The sequence below is a fragment of the Streptomyces sp. NPDC029674 genome, assembly GCF_044903205.1.
Classification (GTDB): domain Bacteria; phylum Actinomycetota; class Actinomycetes; order Streptomycetales; family Streptomycetaceae; genus Streptomyces.
The window spans coordinates 80,614-98,693 of the sequence record NZ_JBJDPY010000006.1 but is presented as its reverse complement, the minus strand read 5'-3'; the positions used below and the strand labels follow the sequence as shown (position 1 = coordinate 98,693).

The 18,080-nt window shown below is 72.9% G+C and carries 14 protein-coding genes and 1 pseudogene; 13 read left to right on the top strand and 2 right to left on the bottom strand.

Annotation, left to right across the window (positions count from 1 at the left end; genetic code table 11):
* The first annotated feature begins 215 nt into the window (after window positions 1–215).
* From ACI2L3_RS16055 to ACI2L3_RS16045, 3 genes are all read left to right on the top strand, one after another.
* Window positions 216–1,838: a glycoside hydrolase family 20 protein gene (locus tag ACI2L3_RS16055; protein WP_404752995.1), complete on the top strand. Its 1,623-nt coding sequence runs from the start codon at window positions 216–218 to the stop codon at window positions 1,836–1,838.
* Between the two features lie 51 nt (window positions 1,839–1,889).
* The gene (locus tag ACI2L3_RS16050; protein WP_404752994.1) at window positions 1,890–2,405 is read left to right on the top strand and encodes a hypothetical protein; all 516 of its coding nucleotides are present in this window, start codon (window positions 1,890–1,892) and stop codon (window positions 2,403–2,405) included.
* A gap of 78 nt (window positions 2,406–2,483) precedes the next feature.
* Complete coding sequence (locus ACI2L3_RS16045) at window positions 2,484–3,071, top strand: hypothetical protein (RefSeq protein WP_404753303.1); 588 nt, start codon at window positions 2,484–2,486, stop codon at window positions 3,069–3,071.
* Here the strand turns inward: ACI2L3_RS16045 and ACI2L3_RS16040 are convergent, their stop codons facing one another.
* Entirely contained in the window at window positions 3,072–3,572 is a 501-nt protein-coding gene (locus ACI2L3_RS16040; protein WP_404752993.1) for a hypothetical protein, read from the bottom strand.
* A 261-nt stretch (window positions 3,573–3,833) separates the two neighbouring features.
* On the opposite strand from ACI2L3_RS16040, the gene ACI2L3_RS16035 reads away from it, so the two are divergent.
* From ACI2L3_RS16035 to ACI2L3_RS16020, 4 genes and pseudogenes are all read left to right on the top strand, one after another.
* Window positions 3,834–4,277, top strand: a complete 444-nt coding sequence (locus ACI2L3_RS16035) for a hypothetical protein (protein ID WP_404752992.1) — start codon at window positions 3,834–3,836, stop codon at window positions 4,275–4,277.
* A gap of 96 nt (window positions 4,278–4,373) precedes the next feature.
* Window positions 4,374–4,862: pseudogene (locus tag ACI2L3_RS16030) on the top strand (RNA polymerase sigma factor); the annotation flags it as partial.
* Between the two features lie 51 nt (window positions 4,863–4,913).
* The gene (locus ACI2L3_RS16025; protein ID WP_404752991.1) at window positions 4,914–7,124 is read left to right on the top strand and encodes a hypothetical protein; all 2,211 of its coding nucleotides are present in this window, start codon (window positions 4,914–4,916) and stop codon (window positions 7,122–7,124) included.
* 34 nt (window positions 7,125–7,158) lie between these two features.
* Window positions 7,159–8,748: an amino acid ABC transporter substrate-binding protein gene (locus tag ACI2L3_RS16020; protein WP_404752990.1), complete on the top strand. Its 1,590-nt coding sequence runs from the start codon at window positions 7,159–7,161 to the stop codon at window positions 8,746–8,748.
* Between the two features lie 68 nt (window positions 8,749–8,816).
* Here the strand turns inward: ACI2L3_RS16020 and ACI2L3_RS16015 are convergent, their stop codons facing one another.
* Entirely contained in the window at window positions 8,817–11,486 is a 2,670-nt protein-coding gene (locus ACI2L3_RS16015; RefSeq protein ID WP_404752989.1) for an FG-GAP-like repeat-containing protein, read from the bottom strand.
* A 215-nt stretch (window positions 11,487–11,701) separates the two neighbouring features.
* Here ACI2L3_RS16015 and ACI2L3_RS16010 point away from each other — a divergent pair, with 215 nt between their 5' ends.
* From ACI2L3_RS16010 to ACI2L3_RS15985, 6 genes are all read left to right on the top strand, one after another.
* Window positions 11,702–12,592, top strand: coding sequence for a hypothetical protein (locus ACI2L3_RS16010; protein WP_404752988.1), 891 nt, complete (start codon window positions 11,702–11,704; stop codon window positions 12,590–12,592).
* 149 nt (window positions 12,593–12,741) lie between these two features.
* Window positions 12,742–13,371: an RNA polymerase sigma factor gene (locus tag ACI2L3_RS16005; protein WP_404752987.1), complete on the top strand. Its 630-nt coding sequence runs from the start codon at window positions 12,742–12,744 to the stop codon at window positions 13,369–13,371.
* Complete coding sequence (locus tag ACI2L3_RS16000; protein WP_404752986.1) at window positions 13,368–14,093, top strand: hypothetical protein; 726 nt, start codon at window positions 13,368–13,370, stop codon at window positions 14,091–14,093. Before ACI2L3_RS16005 ends, ACI2L3_RS16000 begins: the two co-directional genes overlap by 4 nt.
* A gap of 93 nt (window positions 14,094–14,186) precedes the next feature.
* Window positions 14,187–15,692, top strand: a complete 1,506-nt coding sequence (locus ACI2L3_RS15995; protein WP_404752985.1) for an ATP-binding protein — start codon at window positions 14,187–14,189, stop codon at window positions 15,690–15,692.
* A gap of 251 nt (window positions 15,693–15,943) precedes the next feature.
* A complete protein-coding gene (locus ACI2L3_RS15990; RefSeq protein ID WP_404752984.1) occupies window positions 15,944–16,609 on the top strand; it encodes an RNA polymerase sigma factor in 666 nt (221 codons plus the stop codon).
* A complete protein-coding gene (locus tag ACI2L3_RS15985; RefSeq protein ID WP_404752983.1) occupies window positions 16,609–17,778 on the top strand; it encodes a hypothetical protein in 1,170 nt (389 codons plus the stop codon). Before ACI2L3_RS15990 ends, ACI2L3_RS15985 begins: the two co-directional genes overlap by 1 nt.
* The last annotated feature ends 302 nt before the right edge of the window (window positions 17,779–18,080 follow it).

Genomic DNA, 18,080 nt, shown 5'->3' with positions numbered 1-18,080 from the left:
TGTCCGAAGGATGAGCGAATTTCACCCGAATAGGAGAGTTTCGCTTCACAGTGTGGACGAGCCGGGTGTGAGAACGCGTCGTAGCGTGGATCTATGGCTCTGGTTCTGACTCTGATTTCAGGTGCGGCACCGGGAACGGCACCGCGACAGCGAACGGCACCGCGGGATGTGCGCACGCCACCGCGAGGTGGGCGAACGGCACCGCGAGGTGGCCGGTGAGGCGCGGGCCGATAGCCGCGGCGGGCGGTGCCGCGGTCGCCGGGGCCGTCGCGCTGACCGTGGCGGTCTGGCCCGGCGGCGACGGCGAAGGGACCGCGGACGGGCCGCCACCGGGCGGGAAGTCCGCCCCCTCGGTCGCGCCCAGTCCCTCCAAGAGCTATGAGCTCTCCAAGGCCCCGGCCACCATCCCCGCCGTACGCGAACACACCGCGGCCCGCGGCCCCGGCTGGCGTCCCGCCGAGGGAAAGGGACGCGTCGTCGTCCGTGACGACGGCCTCGAGGACGAGGCGCGGCTGCTCGCCGGCGAGCTGAAGCTGACGTACGGGGGAGACGCGAAGCCTCGCAGCGGCGACGTGGAACTGGCGCTCACGGACGAGAAGAAGCCGGATGAGAAGAAGCCGGAAGCGAAGGAGGGCGGCGGCGCCGAGTCGTACACGCTGACCGTGAAGGGGCAGCAGGTGCGGATAGCCGCGCCGGCCGAGGCCGGTGTCTTCTACGGGACCCGCACCCTGAAGCAGGAGGTCAGCGGCGGCAGGACCGCTCCCGAGGGCGTGGTGCGGGACCGCCCTGCCAAGCCGCAGCGCGGCTTCATGCTCGACATCGCCCGCAAGCACTTCGACGCGGAGTGGATCGAGGACCGCATACGCGAGCTCGGCGATCTCAAGTACAACCAGCTCGGCCTGCACTTCTCCGACGACCAGGCGTTCCGCATCGAGTCGGATTCGCACCCCGAGATCGTCTCCTCCGACCACCTCACCAAGGACCAGGTCCGCCGCATCGTGCGGCTGGCGAAGAGCCGGCACATCACCGTCGTGCCCGAGATCGACTCGCCGGGACACCTCGGCACGGTCATCCGCGAGCACCCCTCCCTGCAGCTCCGGAACGCCCGTGGCGCCGCCACGCGCGGCGCCGTCGACATCTCCGACCCGGCGGCGGCGAAGATCGTCGACGAGCTGCTCGAGGAGTACGCCGAGCTGTTCCCCGGCGCGTACTGGCACCTCGGCGCCGACGAATACCAGGCCCTCACGGTCAAGAACCCCGAGGCGTCCTACCCGCGGCTGGCCGCCGCCGCCCGCGAGCGGTACGGCCCGGGCGCGCGCGTGCAGGACCTGGCGACGGGCTGGCTGAACGACCGGGCCGACACCGTGCGCAAGTTCGACAAGAAGTTGAAGGCCTGGAACGACGGCTTCTTCCGGGGCGGGACCGCCGAGGCCGCCGGCGATCTGGAGGTCGCCTACTGGACGGGCAAGGAGATCGGCGCGCGCGAGCCCGACGAGTACCTGGCGGCGGGCCGCAAGCTCACCAACTACAACGACGAGTTCCTCTACTACGTCCTCGGGCAGCCCAACGACTTCCGCTACCCGACCGGACAGCGGATCTACGAGGACTGGACCCCGCTGGTGGTGCGCGGCACGCGGCCGGTGAGCGAGAAGTACGACGGCCAGATCCTCGGCGGCACGTTCGCGGTGTGGGGCGACCTCGCGGGAGCGCAGAGCCAGGAGCAGGTCGCGCAGGGCATCCGCATGCCGCTGCGGGCCACCGTCCAGAAGCTCTGGGACCCGGGGAAGCCCCAACTGTCCTGGAGCGACTTCGTGAAGCTCGCCGATACGGTCGGCTAGCCGCATCATTGCGGTAGGAGTGTGCGGAACACGGCGGGTGGGGGACGTGGCATGGGCTACTGGGGTTACTACGTCGTCGGCAGGAGCGAGCGGCCGCTCGCGGAGCTCTCTGTGTTATCAAGGGGGGCGGGCCTGCGGGACGAACTGACCCTGCTCGACCGGCGGCCCGACGGCTGGCAGGTGTGGGAGGTGCCGGGCGGCGACGGCACGCGCGACGTCGGGAACATGAACACGTTCGCCCGGGAGACGGGCGCGCCCGCCCTCTTCGGATACGTGCTCGACAGCGCCTGCGTGATCGTCGAGGCGGCGGCGCCCGAGAGCGGCGCGTGGACCACGTGCCTGGCGCGGCGCGCGATGGCCGACTACCTCGGCGACACCGACCTCACCGTCGACGACTACTTCCTGGAACCGCGCGACGCCGCGCAGCGGGCGGTCGCCTGGGCCGCGGAATCGGGCCGGACCGTGCCGGCGGGGCCACTGTTCGACGTACTGAACGCGAAGGCCGAACCCTCCGCGGAACAGCTCTTCTTCCGCCTCCTCGACCGCCTTGGCGTCGTGCCCCAGTGACGTTCCCGGGGCGGTGCACGCAGTAAGGGGCAGTACAGGGTCCGTGACGGGGGATCCGTGACGGGGGAGACGTACGGCATGAGCCTGGTGGAGCTGATCGCGCAGGCCGACGAGAGGGGCCTGGCGGCGAGCGGGCTCGCCTGCCTCGACCGGTGCGTGCCGGTGCTCGGCGGCGAGGACGACCTGCTGCGGCCGCTCTGGGCCGGGCTCGCCGACGGCGGCGACTGGGACGGGCCGCTGGCCGAGGCGCGCTCGGCGCTCGACGCGGCGGGAGACCTGGCCGGGCAGGTGCCGGGCGCCGCCGGTGAGGCCGCCGCGCTCGCCCGCCGCATGTTCGACGCGGTCCCGGTGGCGCGCTCGGGCGCCGAGGTCCGTGAGTGGGCCGACGGCTGCTCCGTCGCCGCGCTCCAGGTCCACCGCCTGCTGGACACCGGGCCCGTCGGCACCCGCTCGGTGGCGGCGCGCCGCGAGGGCCGCACGGACGGCATGTCCCCGCTGGTCGCCGCCGAACTCCGCCGCCAGGTGACGATCCTGGAGCTCCTCTCCAACAAGGGAGCGGGCCCCGCGGGCGGTCTGCGGCAGGCGATGAACGTCTCCACGGAGGGCCGGCGGGTGCTGCGGGCGGTGGTGTCCCGGCGGGCGCGGGGACACCACCGAGAACTGTGATCAGTCCCGTTCCGCCGACAGCTCGACGCTGCAGGTGGCGCGCCCGTGGGCGCCGAATGCCGTGGCGCGCCGCTGGTGTTCACCGCGTACGGAGAGCGTGCAGCTCGCCTCTCCGCCCCGCTCGCCGAGCCGAATGCTGACGGCAGGGTCCTTGCCGAGCGGAACGCGCACCGTCTTCCGCCAGGGCAGCTCGACGCCCGTCTCGACGGTGGCGCTCCCTCCGGTGTTCCCCGAGAGGTACGAGACGTCGGCGGTGCCCGTGCCGGTGACGCGGTACGTCACCGGGGCGGTGGGGGCGGCGGATCGCTCCGGTTCGTCGTCGCCGCCCAGAAAGCCGTAGACGACGAAGCCGGCGCAGATGCCGAGAAGCACGGCGCCCACGGCCACCACGCGCCGGTCGGAGACCTCACCGACCACCGTCGGGTCGTCCGGGTCCTCCGGAATGACCTCTTCCCCTAAGCCGTCGGTCTCTTTGACGGCGCCCGCGTTTTCGTCCCGCATTGTTTCCGTCCCTATTCCGGTCCCTCGCAGAATCCGGCCGGTTATACAACACTCCGTGCGCTGTTTACCAGCGGAAGAATAAACCGGACCTTTCGCCGGAGAGTGCGACGCTCGGAGTGGGGTGATGGTTGTACGAGACATGGGGCATGTCCGTGTGAGAAGGGGCACGGCTGGAAGCCGTGACGGCAGAGACGCGACTTCCGCTTGATATGAGGGGGCGCGTATCGCGCTCTCGGATGCCGGGACGAAGGGGTGGGAGCCATGGACGGTGACGGTAGACATGGGCAGACGATCGGTGCGAGAGGGATGAGGGATCGGGCGCGGGAATTCGTCGCGCAGGCGACCGCGCGGAACCGGATACCGCTCGACTTCTCCGTCGGCAGCCTCCGCGTCGTCGACTTCCTCATCGAAGGCCTGCGCAAGGGAGGCCGGGAGCGGGCCGAGATCGCAGGGGCGCTTTTCGGCCTCGGGGCGTACGTCGGGGAAGTCCTCGTGCGCCGCGCGGGCGCCGTCTGGATCGACTTCGACGGAGAGCAGCGGGAATTCTTCGGGCAACGGGTCGGTGTCCGGATGCCGGACGGCCGGGTGTGGAATCCTCTCGGCAAGGTCGTCAATTGCCTGGAGCGAGGCGGAACAGGCGGTTCCGAACCGTCGCTGCAAAGCTTTTACCTCACCTTGCCGGGGCGGGTGCGCCACGCGGCGTGATATCGACGCCGGTGAATTTTTAAGCCTTCTTTTGTTATGGGGAACCGTGGCGCAGGGTGGGGTACATCGCTGTCCGACGGATTGTGATCAAGAGCTGACGTGGCCTCCGAGGCCTGGCTGCAGATCGTGCGGGACCTGGAGCGGTTCCAGGGCGGCGGTGCCGACTTCCGCCGCTGGGCCGCGGCCGTCGCGCGGCACCGTGCCATCGACCATCTGCGGCGGCAGCGGAGCAGGCCGCGCGGCACGCTGACCGAGCAGGACGTCCTCGACATCCCGGCCGTGGACGACACGGCGGGCCAAGCGCTGGAGACCCTCTCGACGGAGCGCGTCCTCGCCCTGGTCGCCGCCCTGCCGCCCGACCAGGGCGAGGCGGTGCTGCTCCGGGTGGTCGTGGGCCTGGACGGGCCCGCCGCCGCGCAGGTGCTCGGCAAGCGGCCCGGCGCGGTACGGGCGGCCGCCCGCACGGGCCGAGTGCCGGCTAGCGGCACCGGGGTGCGTCGTCGTCGTGTCCGCGTGATGGAAGGGAACCGGCCTGATGTGAGAGGCATTTGTGAACCTGTCCCGAAATCCTGGCCCCTTGGTTAGCCTGACGAGCCATCATCCGGCGACCCGGCCGTCACGGCCACGGAGAGGCCCGTGCCTGACGAACTCGGATTCGACGAGCTGCTGGACGACGGCGGCCTGATCGCCCGGCTGCTCGGCAGGACCGCGGCCGGGCGCAAACGGGACCTGCTCTACGGACCCGACCTGCCCGTCGTTCTTCTCGTCGGCGGGCCCGGCATGGGCAAAGGCCGCCTGCTGCGGTGCATACGCGAACAGTTCGGGCCGCGCGTCCCCGTCGCGTACGTCGACTGCGCCCTGACCGACTGCCGGGAACAGGCCGAGGCGCGGCCCGGCAGCCGCTCCGAAGTGACCGAGGTGCTGCGCAAGATCGCCCTCCAGTACGGCGACTGGAGCGGCGACGGCGGCGGGATCGCCGTGCCCCGGCTCTACGCCGGGCTCGCCGCCGTCGCGGCGAGCGACCGGCTCGCCCACACGGCGCCCCTGGTCGACGAGGTGGGCCGGCTGGAAGGGATCCTGCCGCCCGGGTCCTTCTGGCGCGGCGTCCTGCACGGGGCGGCCGCCAACTACCTGACGTATCTGGGCGGGCTGGTCACTGGGCCGCTGACCCAGCCCTTCCTCAACGCGGTCCTCGACGGGCTGTTCGCGCGCGTCTCGACCGGCGGCAGAGCCGTCCTCGCGGCCTGCTACGGCGAGTACCCCGGCGCAGGCGGCCACCCGCAGGCCGGCCTCCGGGCGCTCGGCGAGGACTTCCAGCAGGGCGGCGAGGCGCGCCGGATCGCCGAGGGCTTCCTGTTCCGGGCACTGCGGCAGGACATCGACGCCGCCTACCAGGGGGTGCGCGGACGCATGTCGCGGGTGGGGCGGCCCGCCCTGCTCCTCGACCACGCGGACGGCTCGCTGGGCAGACGGCTGGTGAAACCGGCCCTGGAGGACCGGGAGCGCGGGCACCACGACCGCCTGGTGATCTTCGCGACGGCCCGCCGCGAGGACGGCGGCCGCTTCCTCCACCGGGCCGGCAGCAGCCGTGACGGCATGGTGGACTGGCAGCCCTTCACGGGCGTGCTGCCCGAGTGGAGCCGCCCGCCCGGCGGAGTCCCCGACCACGCGCCGCTGTGGCGCGGCGTCCTCCTCGTACGCATGCCCGTGCTCACCCGCGACCGGCAGAAGGACGAGCTCAGCCGGTTGCGCGGCGGTCACGAGCGGCCCGACAACGCTGTCCGGCTCCGTATCCACAGCGGTGTGCACCGGCTGAGCGGGGGCCGCCCGCTGTTCGTGACCCGGCTCGGCGAGGCGACCGCGGCGGCGGTCTTCCCGACGCCCGAGGAGTGCACCGACTGGGCGCTCCTGGACGCCCGGGTGCCCGCCGCGGAGGACGAGCAGGGCCGCCCCGTCGCCGACCGGCCGGTGGCCGACGTACTCATCGACGAACTCGTCGTACGCCAGCACCCCGAGGAACTGCCGCCGGAACACCGCGGCCACTGGCTCGACCTGCTCACCCACCTGTCCGTCGCCCACGACGTGGAGTGCGCCCAGACCCTGATGCGGGCGGTGCAGGAGGGGCGGACCGAACAGCTCAACGCCTACCGCATCGCCGAACTCCTGGAGGACACCGGCTGGCCCCGCTGCCCCCGGCACTTCATCGGCGACCTCGGTCTGCGCCGCCTGCTGACGCGCAGGCTGCACCGGCTGCGCGCCGACGGCGCCGCCTGGCACGCCGACCACGCGCTCCTCCAGGGCCACTACCGCGACCTCGGCGACCGCCACCCGGACGCGCTGTTCGGCACCGCCGCCGCACACCGGATGCACCACCTCCTCGCCTCCGACGGCGCCGACCTCGTCACCCGCTACCTGGCCGACACCTTCCGCACCCGCCCCGCCGACGAGTGGTGCGAGGAGCTGCTCGCCATCGCGGACGCCGCGCTGATCGGCGCCGACGACGACCGGTACGCCCGCGCCCTCGGCGAGAGGCAGGTGCGCGGCGACTCCCTGCGGCGCCGGGTCGACCGGCTGCTGCACGCGGTGTGGCTCACCGAGGACCGGACCCGGCCGCTGGAGGAGACCGTGCCCGGCGTCCTGCGCGGGCCGCTGCGCGAGCTCAGCGAGGAGCTGGCGCAGATCGCCGACGAGGCGGTACGCGTCCAGGGGCCGGAGGGCGCCGACGTGGCCAGGGCGGCGGACGGCGCCGCGTTCCTCATCCGCATGGCCCGCGACTGGGGGGACCGGGCCGAGGACAAACAGCCGCTGCAGCGGTGCGTGTGCACGGAGCACATCGGGTTCGGCTGACGGGCTGACGGGCTGACGGAAAGGGAGGGCAGCGGTGAGACAGTTCGGAAACTGGCTGTACAACACGTTCCTGGCCAACTGGACGCGCAGGAGTCTCACGCTGGCCGGCGCCGGGGCCGTCGCGGTGCTCCTGTACTGGCTGGTGCCGCCGATCGGCGAACCCGACAGCTGCGCGCCCGGCGTGGAGAAGCACGGCGGCGAGTGCATCGGCGTCAACGGCACCGGGTACGCCTTCGGGACGCCGGAGATCGACGAGGTCGCGCGGGCCATCGCCGAGGAGAACGAGAAGTTCGTCGGCGACAAGCCGCACGTCACCGTCGCGCTCATGCTGCCGCTCCAGCCGGACCTGGCGGCGGAGCGGGTGCAGCTGCGCAGCGAGATCCAGGGGGCGTACCTGGCCCAGTACCGGGCGAACCGCGACGAGAACACCCCGCTGCTGCGCCTCGTCCTCGCCAACCCCGGAGACGCCTACGCCCAACAGGAACGCGTCGTCGACCAGCTGGCGGAGATGTCCGCCGACAAGCACCACAACCTGCGTGCCGTCACCGGCTTCAACCTGAGCCTGGACGCCACGGAGAAAGCCATCGCGCGCCTGACCAGGGAGCTGCACATCCCGGTCCTCGCCAGCCGCGTCAGCGCCGACGAACTCGCCAACCCGGAGAACAGCACCGGCAAGGACCCCTATCCGGGCCTCGCCCGCATCATCCCGACCAACCGCCAGCAGGCGGACGCGCTGGCCAGCTTCCACGGGCGGCTCAAGGACGCGGAGACCGTGCTGGTCAGGGACGAGCGGCCGCACGACATCTACAACGACTCGCTCGCCAAGGCGTTCAGCCGCGACGAGGACGGGCCGCCAGGACCCAAGGAGCAGCCGTTCGAGTCCCCCTCCATCACGGACCCGGGGGACACGGGCAACGACTTCACGCTCATCGCCCAGAACATCTGCCAGTCCACCGCCCGCTATGTCTACTTCGCGGGCCGCCCCGTCCATCTGCGCCTCTTCGCCCTGAAGCTGGCGGACGCCCACTGCGAAGGGAAGAAGTACACGATCGTCAGCGGATCGGGAGCGGCCACGCTCAACCGCTACATGAAGGACGACGACTGGGAGAGGCTGCGCGGCGGCGGGAAGGACCCCGTCATCACGGTGCAGTACGCGGCTCCGGGACACCCCGCGGCCTGGGACGGACAGCTGAAGGGCAAGAGCGGGGCCGACCGGAAGCCCTACTTCACCGAACCACGGGCGGAGTTGAACGCGCTGCGCACACTGATCCGCAGCGGGCGCGCCGGAGACATCGGCGACGTCCACCTGGAGGACTCCCGCACCATGCTGGTGCACGACGGCGTCAGCGTCATCGCCAAGGCCGTGCTGCTGGCCAACGCCCAGACCGAGTCCACGGTGCCGCCGCTGAAGCGGGTCTCCGACATGTGGCAGCGCATCGAAGCGGTCAACCGCGTCCGCGGGACCAGCGGCTGGATCTGTCTGACCAACGCGGGGAACGCCTACGACAAGCCGGTGGCCGTGGTGCAGCTGAACCCCCGTACCGAGAGGCTGGAGTTCGTCGGCATCGGCTGGCCCGAGGACAAGCCCCAGCCCGCGGGGTGCAGGGTGCCCAGCGAGACGTGAGGCGCCGCTCCCCGGCCGTCCCCCGGAGGGAAGGGGGGGAGCGGCGCCACGTGCCGTGTGCGGGACCGCTACGGCGTCAGCGCCTGGCCCAGCTTGGCGCCCGCCGGGGTCCCCAGCAACGTACGTCCGTAATAGACGCCGCTCGAACCGGGGACGTCCGAACCGGTGCTGTCCAGCTGGAGGATCGTGCCGTCGCCGGCGTCCTCGCCCTCGGCGCCGATGGCCAGGTCGGCCCGGCCGGAGCCGGACAGGTCGGCCAGCGTCACCGAGGTGCCGAGCCGGTCGCCCGACTCCGTGGACCCCGGCACGCCGGGCTCGTCCTGCGAGAAGGCCTTCGCGCCCGTGCCGGTGAGGCCGGACGAGGAGCCCTTCAGGAGGAGCGAGGTGCCCGCGTCCTTGCGGTTGGTGCCGGAACGGGTGATGTCCTCGCCCGGGGCACCGGTCAGGACGTCCGCGTAACCGTCGGCGTTGTAGTCGCCCGCCGCGACCGACCAGCCCATCGCGTCGCCCGCCTCGGCCGCGCCGACGACGCCGGACGTCGCCTGGTGGACCGTCTTCATGCCGGTCGTCGTGAACCCCGTCGACGTGCCGGGGACCACCGTGACCTGGCCGCCCGCGTGGGCGCCCGACTCCGAGGTGTACGGCTGGCCGATGACCAGGTCGTCGTAGCCGTTGCCGTTGACGTCGGCCACCGCGACCGAGCGGCCGCCCGGCACGGAGATGACGCCGACCCGGCTCAGTCCCGAACGGCCGCCCCTGAACCAGGCGACCTTGCCCTTGCCCGCCTGGTCCCGGTAGGTCAGCGCCACGTCCGCGTAACCGTCCCGGTTGAAGTCACCGGACGCGGCGTCGGGGTAGGCGATGGCGGTGTCGCCCGGGGTGAGGCTGCCGCCCGAGGCGTGGTCGGCGTCGAGCCGCGCGGCCCACGAGCCGCCGGTGCCGGTGGCCGCCGCGAAGACGTCCGCCTTGCCGTCGGCGTTGAAGTCGCCGGACGCGACCGCCGCGCCGAACCGGGCGCCCGGGTAGTGGAAGTCGGCCGACAGCTGCATGTCCGTGCCGGACGTGAACTCCGGCCCGTACAGCATCGTGACCGCGCCGCGGTCCTTGTTGCCCGACGTGTCGTCCTCGCCGGGGGCGCCGATGACGAGGTCCGCGTGACCGTCGCCGTTCAGGTCGCCCCACGCCGTGGCCGCGCCCCAGTCGTCGCCCGTCTCGGAGTTGCCGGGAACGCCCGGACTGGTCTGCGTCAGCGAGATCTTCGAGGCGCCCACCGGGCCGTCCAGGCCGCCGGGCACGACCGTCACGCGGCCGCGGCCCGACGACGCCTTGGGGGTGCCGGCGATCAGGTCCGTGATGCCGTCGCGGTTGTAGTCGCCCGTCGGGACGGCGGCGCTGCGGCCCGCGCCGGCCGCGTACCGGCGTACCTCGACGAGCGCGGCGTCCAGGTTCTCGCCGGGGCAGGCGGTCGCGGTCGCGCAGTCGTCGCGGTGGCCGGAGACCGTGTCGAGCGACGCCCGGTCGCCCTTCTTCCACGCGCCGGTGTCGTCGGACGCGGTCAGCGTGACCTTGCCGGCCGGGTCGCCCCCGTACTGGCCGAGCTTCCAGGCCGCCACGCGCGCCACCGACCGCAGGGCGGCGCGGGTCGGCTTGCCCGCCGGCCTGCCCGTCGCCGGGTCGCCCGCGAAGTCGCCGAGGACGGCGATGCCCGCCGACTCACCGTCGAAGCCGCGGGTGTGCGCACCGAGGACGGGCACGTCGACGCCGCCGCGGCGGCCCTCGAAGATCTGGCCGCACTTGTCCACGAGGAAGTTGTGGCCGAGGTCGTTCCGGCCCTCGGTCTCCACCTGGTACGTCATCAGACCGCGGATCAGCGACGCGGACCGGGCGCAGCTGTAGTCGTTCGTGCCGCCCGCGGCGTGGACGAAGACCGCCTTGACCTTCTGGATGTACTCCGGCGGCTCCTCGACGGCGGACTCGTCGGCGCCCCAGGCGGCCCGGCCGATGACGGGTGGCTGGGTGACGGTGGAGGGCGGGGGTGCCGGCTTGGTGCGAGTGCCGGTGGGGGCGGGCGTGTCGCCGTCGGCCGCGAAGGCCGCGGGGGCCATCGCGGTGCCTCGCGCCGTGGCGCCGGACGACGCGTTGGACGTGCCGGGGCCGCCGTCGAGCGACGGGTTCCGCGCCTCACCGGACGTCACGCCCGGGTCCACGAGGTTGACTTCAAGTCCCTTGGGCAGCCCGGCACCGGCCGTACCGTCCGCCGCTACGACACGGACCTCCACGCCGTCCGACGGACCGACCCAGAGCGGGTCGGAGGCACCCTTCGACTCCTTCTCGGACTCCTTCTCGGAAGAGCGCGGCTCCAGACGCAGGGACCGCCAGCCGCTCCACGCGCCGGAACCGATGCCGCGCGTACGTACCTGCGCCGTGCCCTCCAACTCCTCGGTGCCACCGCTCCAGGAGACGCCGAGGAGCGAGAACTGCTCGGTCGACGTGCGAGGCAGCCCACGCTTCGTAGCGCCGCCGGCCTCGAGCGGGAGATCGTGCACGCTCGCGGGCCGTTCGGCGCGCGGGTCGGCGCCGGGCCCCTCCCCGTTGCTCGGGCCGGCCGTCGCGTACGTCACCGCACCGGCGCCACCGAGCACGACGGCGCCGATCGTCAGCCACGCCCTGCGCTTGTGGCTCAGGGGCCGGTACGCATGCGTGGTACGCGCCTTTTCACGCGGTTTGCGCGGGATCAATTACCCCACTCCTCAAGGAATTTCAGGTGAACCAAGCGAGTCCGTACGACTGGCCGAGAGGGCAAAGGGTTGTAGCGGGGTGGGCGATTTGTCGCGTGACATATCCCGCACGCGGTGGGTGTGACACCGGGGCGGGCGGCTGCGCTGGGGGATGTGACAGTTGTGAAGTGGAGATACGGGTGGGGCAAGGGGTGGGGCAGCGGGTGGGGGCACGTGTGGCGGATCATGCGGGAGTTCCGGCGGCAGGCCGGGCGGCGGACCGTGCGGGAGACCGGGCGGGGGCGGGCGGCAGGTGGCTGCGCGGAGCCGCTCTCTGCGTCGCGGTGAGCGCGGCCGCGGGCGGCCTCACGTCCTGCGGAACGGAGCGCGAAGTGGCGTACTCAGGCGGCACGTTGGAGAAGGTCGTGCCCGCCGACGAGGCGCGCGGCAAGGAGCTCACCGTCGAGGCCCTGGGGCTGCTGCGCGGCGCGGACTCGGTACGCATAGGCGTCGACATGCCCACCCCGAAGGGCCGTCAGAAGGTGTCGCTGCACATGGACCGCGACAACAACTGCACGGGCACGTTCGACGCGGGCCCGACGCAGCGCGGCGACCTCATCATGATCGGGGGCGGCGCGACCTACGTACGGTTCAGTGACGAGTCGCTGCGGGCGATCCGCGAACTCGCGGCGAGCCGAGGGCCGGAGGTCGCGGCGCGGACCCAGGAGCGGACGGCGCTGGCGCGCGGCAAGTACCTGAAGATTCCGACGGGCGTCACCGGCGGCTCCCCGTCGCCGGTGAACAGCTGCGACCTCGACAAGATCACCCGCGAGATGCCCGGCACAACAGGCGTGGACACCGTCGTCAAGGCGCTTCCGGAGACCCGGCGTTACGGCCGGGCGGTCACCCCGCTGATTGAGCACAAGGACGGCAGTGAGACGTCCGTGTACGTGGCCGCGGAAGGCCGGCCGTACGTCCTCGGCGTGGAGACGGAGAAGAGCGGCCAGAAGCTGTCGATGCGGCTGTCCGCGTACGACGAGCCGGTCACGGCGGTGGCCCCCGCGGCGGCACAGACGATCGACATCTCGGAGATCCGCCCCGGAGGCGGAGGCCTTTTCGAGGTGTGAGGCCGTGTGAGGCCGTGTGAAGCCGTGTGAGGCCCCCCGGCAGGTGACCGGCCGCCGACGCGCTGTGACACTTCCGCGCCCGGCGACGCTGGTGACCGTGGGGGCACAGCCACGGTGAACTGTGCCCGAGTCGGCCGGATGGGAGCGGGTTGGGCCAGGGTGGGGGACCCCGTCGAGCACAGGCGCACGACGAGGAGCTGGGGAGGGCCGTCGCTGCGGCCCAGGAGGGCGACGAGGCCGCGTTCGCGGTCGCGTACCGCCTCGTCCAGCCGGGGCTCGTCGGATATCTGCGCGGCCTCGTCGGCACGGACGGCGAGACGGCCGAGGACGTCGCGGCCGAGGCGTGGCTGGAGATCGCCAGGGACCTCGGGCGGTTCCGCGGGGACGGGGCGGGCTTCCGCGGCTGGACCGCGACGATCGCCCGGCACCGGGCCTTCGACCACCTGCGCCGCCAGCGGGCCCGGCCGCGCCCGACCGCGCTAGAACAGGACATGCTCGAACTGCCCGGCCCGCACAGCACACCGGCGTCCGCCCTGGAGGCGATCTCGACCGAGCGGGTGCTCGCCCTGGTCGCCACGCTCCCGCGCGACCAGGCGGAGGCGGTGCTGCTGCGGGTGGTCGTCGGCCTGGACGGCCCGACGGCGGCCCGCGTCCTCGGCAAACGCCCGGGAGCGGTACGGACGGCCGCGTACCGGGGACTCAGAAAGCTCGGTGAGCGGCTCGGGCTCGACGACGGTGTGACGGATGACGGTCCCGGCGCGCTGGGGGAGTCGAGATGAACGCAGACGACGTCCCCGCCCCCGGCGACACGCCCGACCCCTCCCCGTCCCCCCTTTACGAGTGGCTCGCCGCGGCCGTGCGGTCCGACGCGTACGCCGACGTCGACGCGGACGCGCAACGGGCGGCGGTCGCGGCCTTCCGCGCGGCCCGCGACGGCGGCGCGCACCACCGGGCTCGGACCCGCCGCCGCGACGACTGGCGCCCCCGCGAGACCCGCCGCGGCCGCGTCTCACTCCGGGCGGCGGGCGGCGTGGTCCTTGCGGGCGGGCTCCTCGGCGGAGTGGCACTGGCAGGGGCGGGCACGGTGCAGGACGCCCCGGCCCCCCGCGAACGCCCCGGCCCGGCTCCGTCGTCGGCGCCGCCGTCGCCCGGTTCCCGGGGCGGTCCGGCTCCGGGGCCGGTCCCGGGCGGTGAGGTGACGGGACCGACCGAGGGCCGCTCCGCGGAAGTCCCGAGGGCCGAGGGAAACGCCAAGGGCAAGCCCAACGGCAACGGCAAGGGCGAGTCCAAGGGCAAGGGACATGCGAAGGCTGAGAAGCCCGCGAAGCCTGCCAAGCCCAACAAGCCCAGAAAGCCCGCCCACCCCGACCCCGGGGGCAAGAACACAGCACGCGGGAAGACAGGCGGGCAGAAGGGTGCGCCCAAGCCTGGCGGCGAGAAGCCCGCAGCCGAGGCCAGGGCCAAGGTCAAGAGAGGGCCTGGGGCGGGCCGGGGCGGCTAGCAGAACCGGCGACTCCAGTGCGACGGGTCTCGTCGAAGTACACTTAGACGAGATCCGTCGAAGTCCAGTACGCCGCCGCTCGCAGGAGGGCAAGTGAAGAACAGCCTGCCGACCAAGCCGGACGACGTGGTCGACCGGGACCGGGAGTGGGATCTGCTGGCGGAGTTCCTCACCGACCCGGACCCGGCGATGCGGCTCGGCATCGTGTCGGGGCGGAGGCGCCATGGGAAGTCGTACCTTCTGCAGGCCCTGTCCGAGCAGGTCGGCGGCCTGTATGTCACAGCGGTCCGGGAAGAGGGGCGGCTGCCCGCGATCCAGCGCTTCAGTGACGCGGTCGCGTCCCACGCCGGCCTACGGCCAGGGAGTCTGCGTCTGACCGACTGGCGTGACGTCCTGTCCAATGCCCTTGACGTGACTGCCCGTTCGTCGCACCCCCTCCTGGTGATCGACGAGTTGCCGTACTTGCTCCAACACTCGCCCGAAATCCCGGGGCTGCTGCAACAGCTCTACGACGAACGCCAGCGGGGTTCCCGGCCCGGCGACGGGCCGGGCCCGCGTCTGATCCTGTGCGGCTCCGCGATGAGCGTCATGCACGAGCTGCTCTCGGGGACCAAGCCACTGCGGGGACGTGCCGTCGTCGATCTGCGGCTGGGCGCCTTCGACTACCGGAACAGCCGGGCCTTCTGGCAGATCGCGGACCCGCTGACCGCGCTGAAGGTGCACGCGGTCCTGGGCGGAGCTCCCGGTTACCGGCCGGTGGCCGCCCGGCCGCATCCGGACGACGGCTTCGACACCTGGCTCACCCGGACGCTGCTCGACCCGGGCCGGGCGGTGTACTCACGTACCGAGACCGAATACCTGCTGCGCGAGGACCCGCGCATCACCCAGCACACGCTGTACTACGACATCCTCACCGCGATCGCCCGGGGCGCCACTACCCCCAGCAAAATCGGTGCCGCCCTGGAGCGCCCGCGCAACGCCGTCGCCCACCCTCTCGGAGTGCTGGAATCCACCGGTTACATCCGGCGAGAACAGGACATGCTCCGCACCCGGCACCCGGTCATCACCCTCGCCGACCCCGTCATCCGCTTCAACCAGCTCATCACCCTCCCGCAGGCCGCCGCCGTGGAGCAGGGTTTCGCCGAGCAGGTGTGGCAGCAGGCCGCTCCCACCTTCAACTCCAAGATTCTCGGACCGCACTTCGAGGACTTGGCCCGCGACTTCACCCGTCGTTACGCCCACACTCTGTTGCCCGGTGGACTGCCTGGCCCGGTCGGTACCACCGAGGTCGCCGACCAGGCCGCCCGCACGAAGCACGAGGTCGATGTCATCGCCCTGGCTGCCGGTGAGCGCCCGCAGGCCCCCCGCGCGAGGATCGCGCTGCTGGGCGAGGCCAAGGCGACCGCGGCTCGCCGGGGGACCGGTGACCTGGAGCGCCTGGAACGTATCCGTGCCCTGCTGGCGGATCAGGGGTACGACACCGCTGCCACCACTCTGGCTCTGTACTCCCTGCACGGCTTCTACCCGGACCTGATCGAACTGGCCGGCCGGCGGGACGACCTTCTCCTGGTCGATCTGCCCACCCTTTACGGCAGCTGACAGCAAGAGCGGCAAACCGCGAAACCGGCCGGGGCCGCCACCCCCCACAGGAGAGGCCCCGGCCGGCACACGGTACGAACCGCGTGCGGTCCGTACTTCCTTCAGCGCCGGGCGTGCGGTTTGTGTCACACCGCGTTCTGTCACCTGGTAGTTGCACGTTGTACAAACATGGACGTAGGCCCGTCCGAGCCCGTAGCGTGCTGCTTCGCGCCGGGGCCGGGCGCAGATCTCCGAGTGGCAGGATTGAGAGAGTGCTGGGGGACGACGCGGAGCTGACCGCCGCGGTGCTTGCGGCGCAGGACGGGGACGAGACCGCTTTCCGGACTGTGTACCGCGCCGTGCACCCACGGCTGCTGGGATACGTACGCACGCTGGTCGCCGACCCGGACGCGGAGGACGTCGCCTCCGAGGCCTGGCTGCAGATAGCGCGCGACCTCGACCGGTTCAGCGGTGACGCGGACCGGTTCCGGGGCTGGGCGGCGCGCATCGCGCGCAACCGCGCCCTCGATCACATACGCATGCGGGGCCGCCGCCCCGCGGTCGGCGGCGACGAGTCGGAGCTGACCGGGAAGCCGGGCGACGCGGACACCGCGGACGAGGCGATGGAGTCCCTCGCCACCGGTGAGGCGCTCGCCCTGATAGCCCGGCTCCCGCAGGACCAGGCGGAGGCCGTCGTGCTCCGCGTCGTCGTCGGGCTTGACGCGAAGAGCGCGGCGCAGACCCTCGGTAAGCGCCCCGGAGCCGTCCGTACGGCGGCCCACCGCGGCCTGAAGCGGCTCGCCGAGCTGCTCGGTTCGGAGGGCGCCGACCCCAAGGACGCCCTCGACGCCGTACCGCCCCAGAGAGAGCCGCGCGGCTGCGCGGTGACGTCCGCCGGTGTGACGCAATCGCGTACGCGGACGCAGAAGGACATGTGATGGCCGACGAGCAGCACCAGTGGCTGGACCGCGACGCGGCGGAGCGTTTGCTGCGCGGCGAGCCCGTCGAAGGCCTCGACCCTCACACCCGCGCCGAGGCCGACCGGCTGGCCCAGGCGCTCGCCGCGCTCGCCGCGCAGGACCGCGCCGGTGAGGCGGGACCGGTGGCGGAGGCCGGTAGTGGCAGCGGCAGCGGTGCCGGGGTCGGCATCGTCGGCAGTGACCTCCAGGGCGAAGTCTCGGGTCAACTTCCGGGCGAAGCCGCCGCGTTGGCCGCCTTCCGGGCCGCGCACGCCGCCCGCGCCGCGACCGCGCAGGGCGGCGGTTCCAGGACCGCCCCGTACGCGACGGCCGCCCACGAGGCCGCCGCGGGCGAGAGCGTACGTCTGGGACGCGCCGGGAACCGTCCGGGCCCCAGCCGCTGGGGCCGCCCCGTCCGCTTCGGGATCGCCGCGGCCCTCGCGGCCTGCATGGCGGGCGGTGTCGCCGTGGCCGCGGGGACGGGCGTACTGCCCTCGCCGTTCGGTACGCACAGCGACCCCGGCCCCGCCGTGTCCGCGTCGCCCGCCGCCACGCCGGAGGAGCCGTCGGCCGCTCCGTCGGACGACGCGGGCGAGCCGTCCGAGGACGACGACATGGTGCCGGACGAGAGCGAGGCACCCGACGACGGGCCGACGTCGCGGGAGCCGGTGAGCAGTTCGCCGCCGGAGGCCGAGGCGGGCGGCGCGCACACCGGCACGCCCCAGCAGCCGAGCGGTGACGGTCCCGACAGGACGCCTCGCGGCGACGGCGACGAGGCGAAGAAGTGGTACCGCACGGTGGTGACCGCCTGCCGCGCCTACCGCAGCGGCGAGCTCCAGGGTGAGAAGCGGCGCCGTCTGGAGGCGGCGGCCAAGGGTCCCGCGCGCGTGGAGGCGTTCTGCGGCCGGGTCCTCGGCGGCTCGGGCGGCGGCCACCAGGGAGACGGTGACGGCGGCGCCGGCGGCGGCCAGGGCGGCGGCGGCCAGGGCGGCGGAGAGAACGGCGACGGGGAGAACGGCTCGGGCGGTGACGAGGACGGCGGCTCCGGCGGTGACACCGGTCCCGCCCCGGTCCCGCCCATATCCACCCCCTCAGCCCCCCACGGCTCCCCGAACCCCTCCCGCAGCGCCCTCCCCACCCTCCCGTAACCCTCGCCCCACAGGGCTTGCCGCAGGTGGCGGACCCGCTCCGGGGCAACCCGACCGGAGCGCCGCAGCGCGAGGTGTGACGTTTTTCGAGGGGGCGACGCAGTAAGAAGTGAGCCGACTGGTCATCGGCCGACGCACGAGCCGGGGGTTCCCCCCGTACCTTCGGCTCCGTGCCCTCGGCGTGGGGGGGGGGGGGGGCCCCCCCCCCCCCCCCCCCCCCCGCCCCCCCCGCCGACCGTAGTGGGGGGCGCGGGACGGGGTGATTTAGTAGCCGGCGCCCGGCAGAAACAGCGCCCACACGC

Bases quoted from the DNA above. Each gene is read 5' to 3' on its own strand.
- ACI2L3_RS16050 (WP_404752994.1), top strand. From the start codon at position 1,890: ATGGGCTACTGGGGTTACTACGTCGTCGGCAGGAGCGAGCGGCCGCTC.
- ACI2L3_RS16045 (WP_404753303.1), top strand. From the start codon at position 2,484: ATGAGCCTGGTGGAGCTGATCGCGCAGGCCGACGAGAGGGGCCTGGCG.
- ACI2L3_RS16040 (WP_404752993.1), bottom strand. From the start codon at position 3,572: ATGCGGGACGAAAACGCGGGCGCCGTCAAAGAGACCGACGGCTTAGGG.
- ACI2L3_RS16035 (WP_404752992.1), top strand. From the start codon at position 3,834: ATGGACGGTGACGGTAGACATGGGCAGACGATCGGTGCGAGAGGGATG.
- ACI2L3_RS16000 (WP_404752986.1), top strand. From the start codon at position 13,368: ATGAACGCAGACGACGTCCCCGCCCCCGGCGACACGCCCGACCCCTCC.
- ACI2L3_RS15985 (WP_404752983.1), top strand. From the start codon at position 16,609: ATGGCCGACGAGCAGCACCAGTGGCTGGACCGCGACGCGGCGGAGCGT.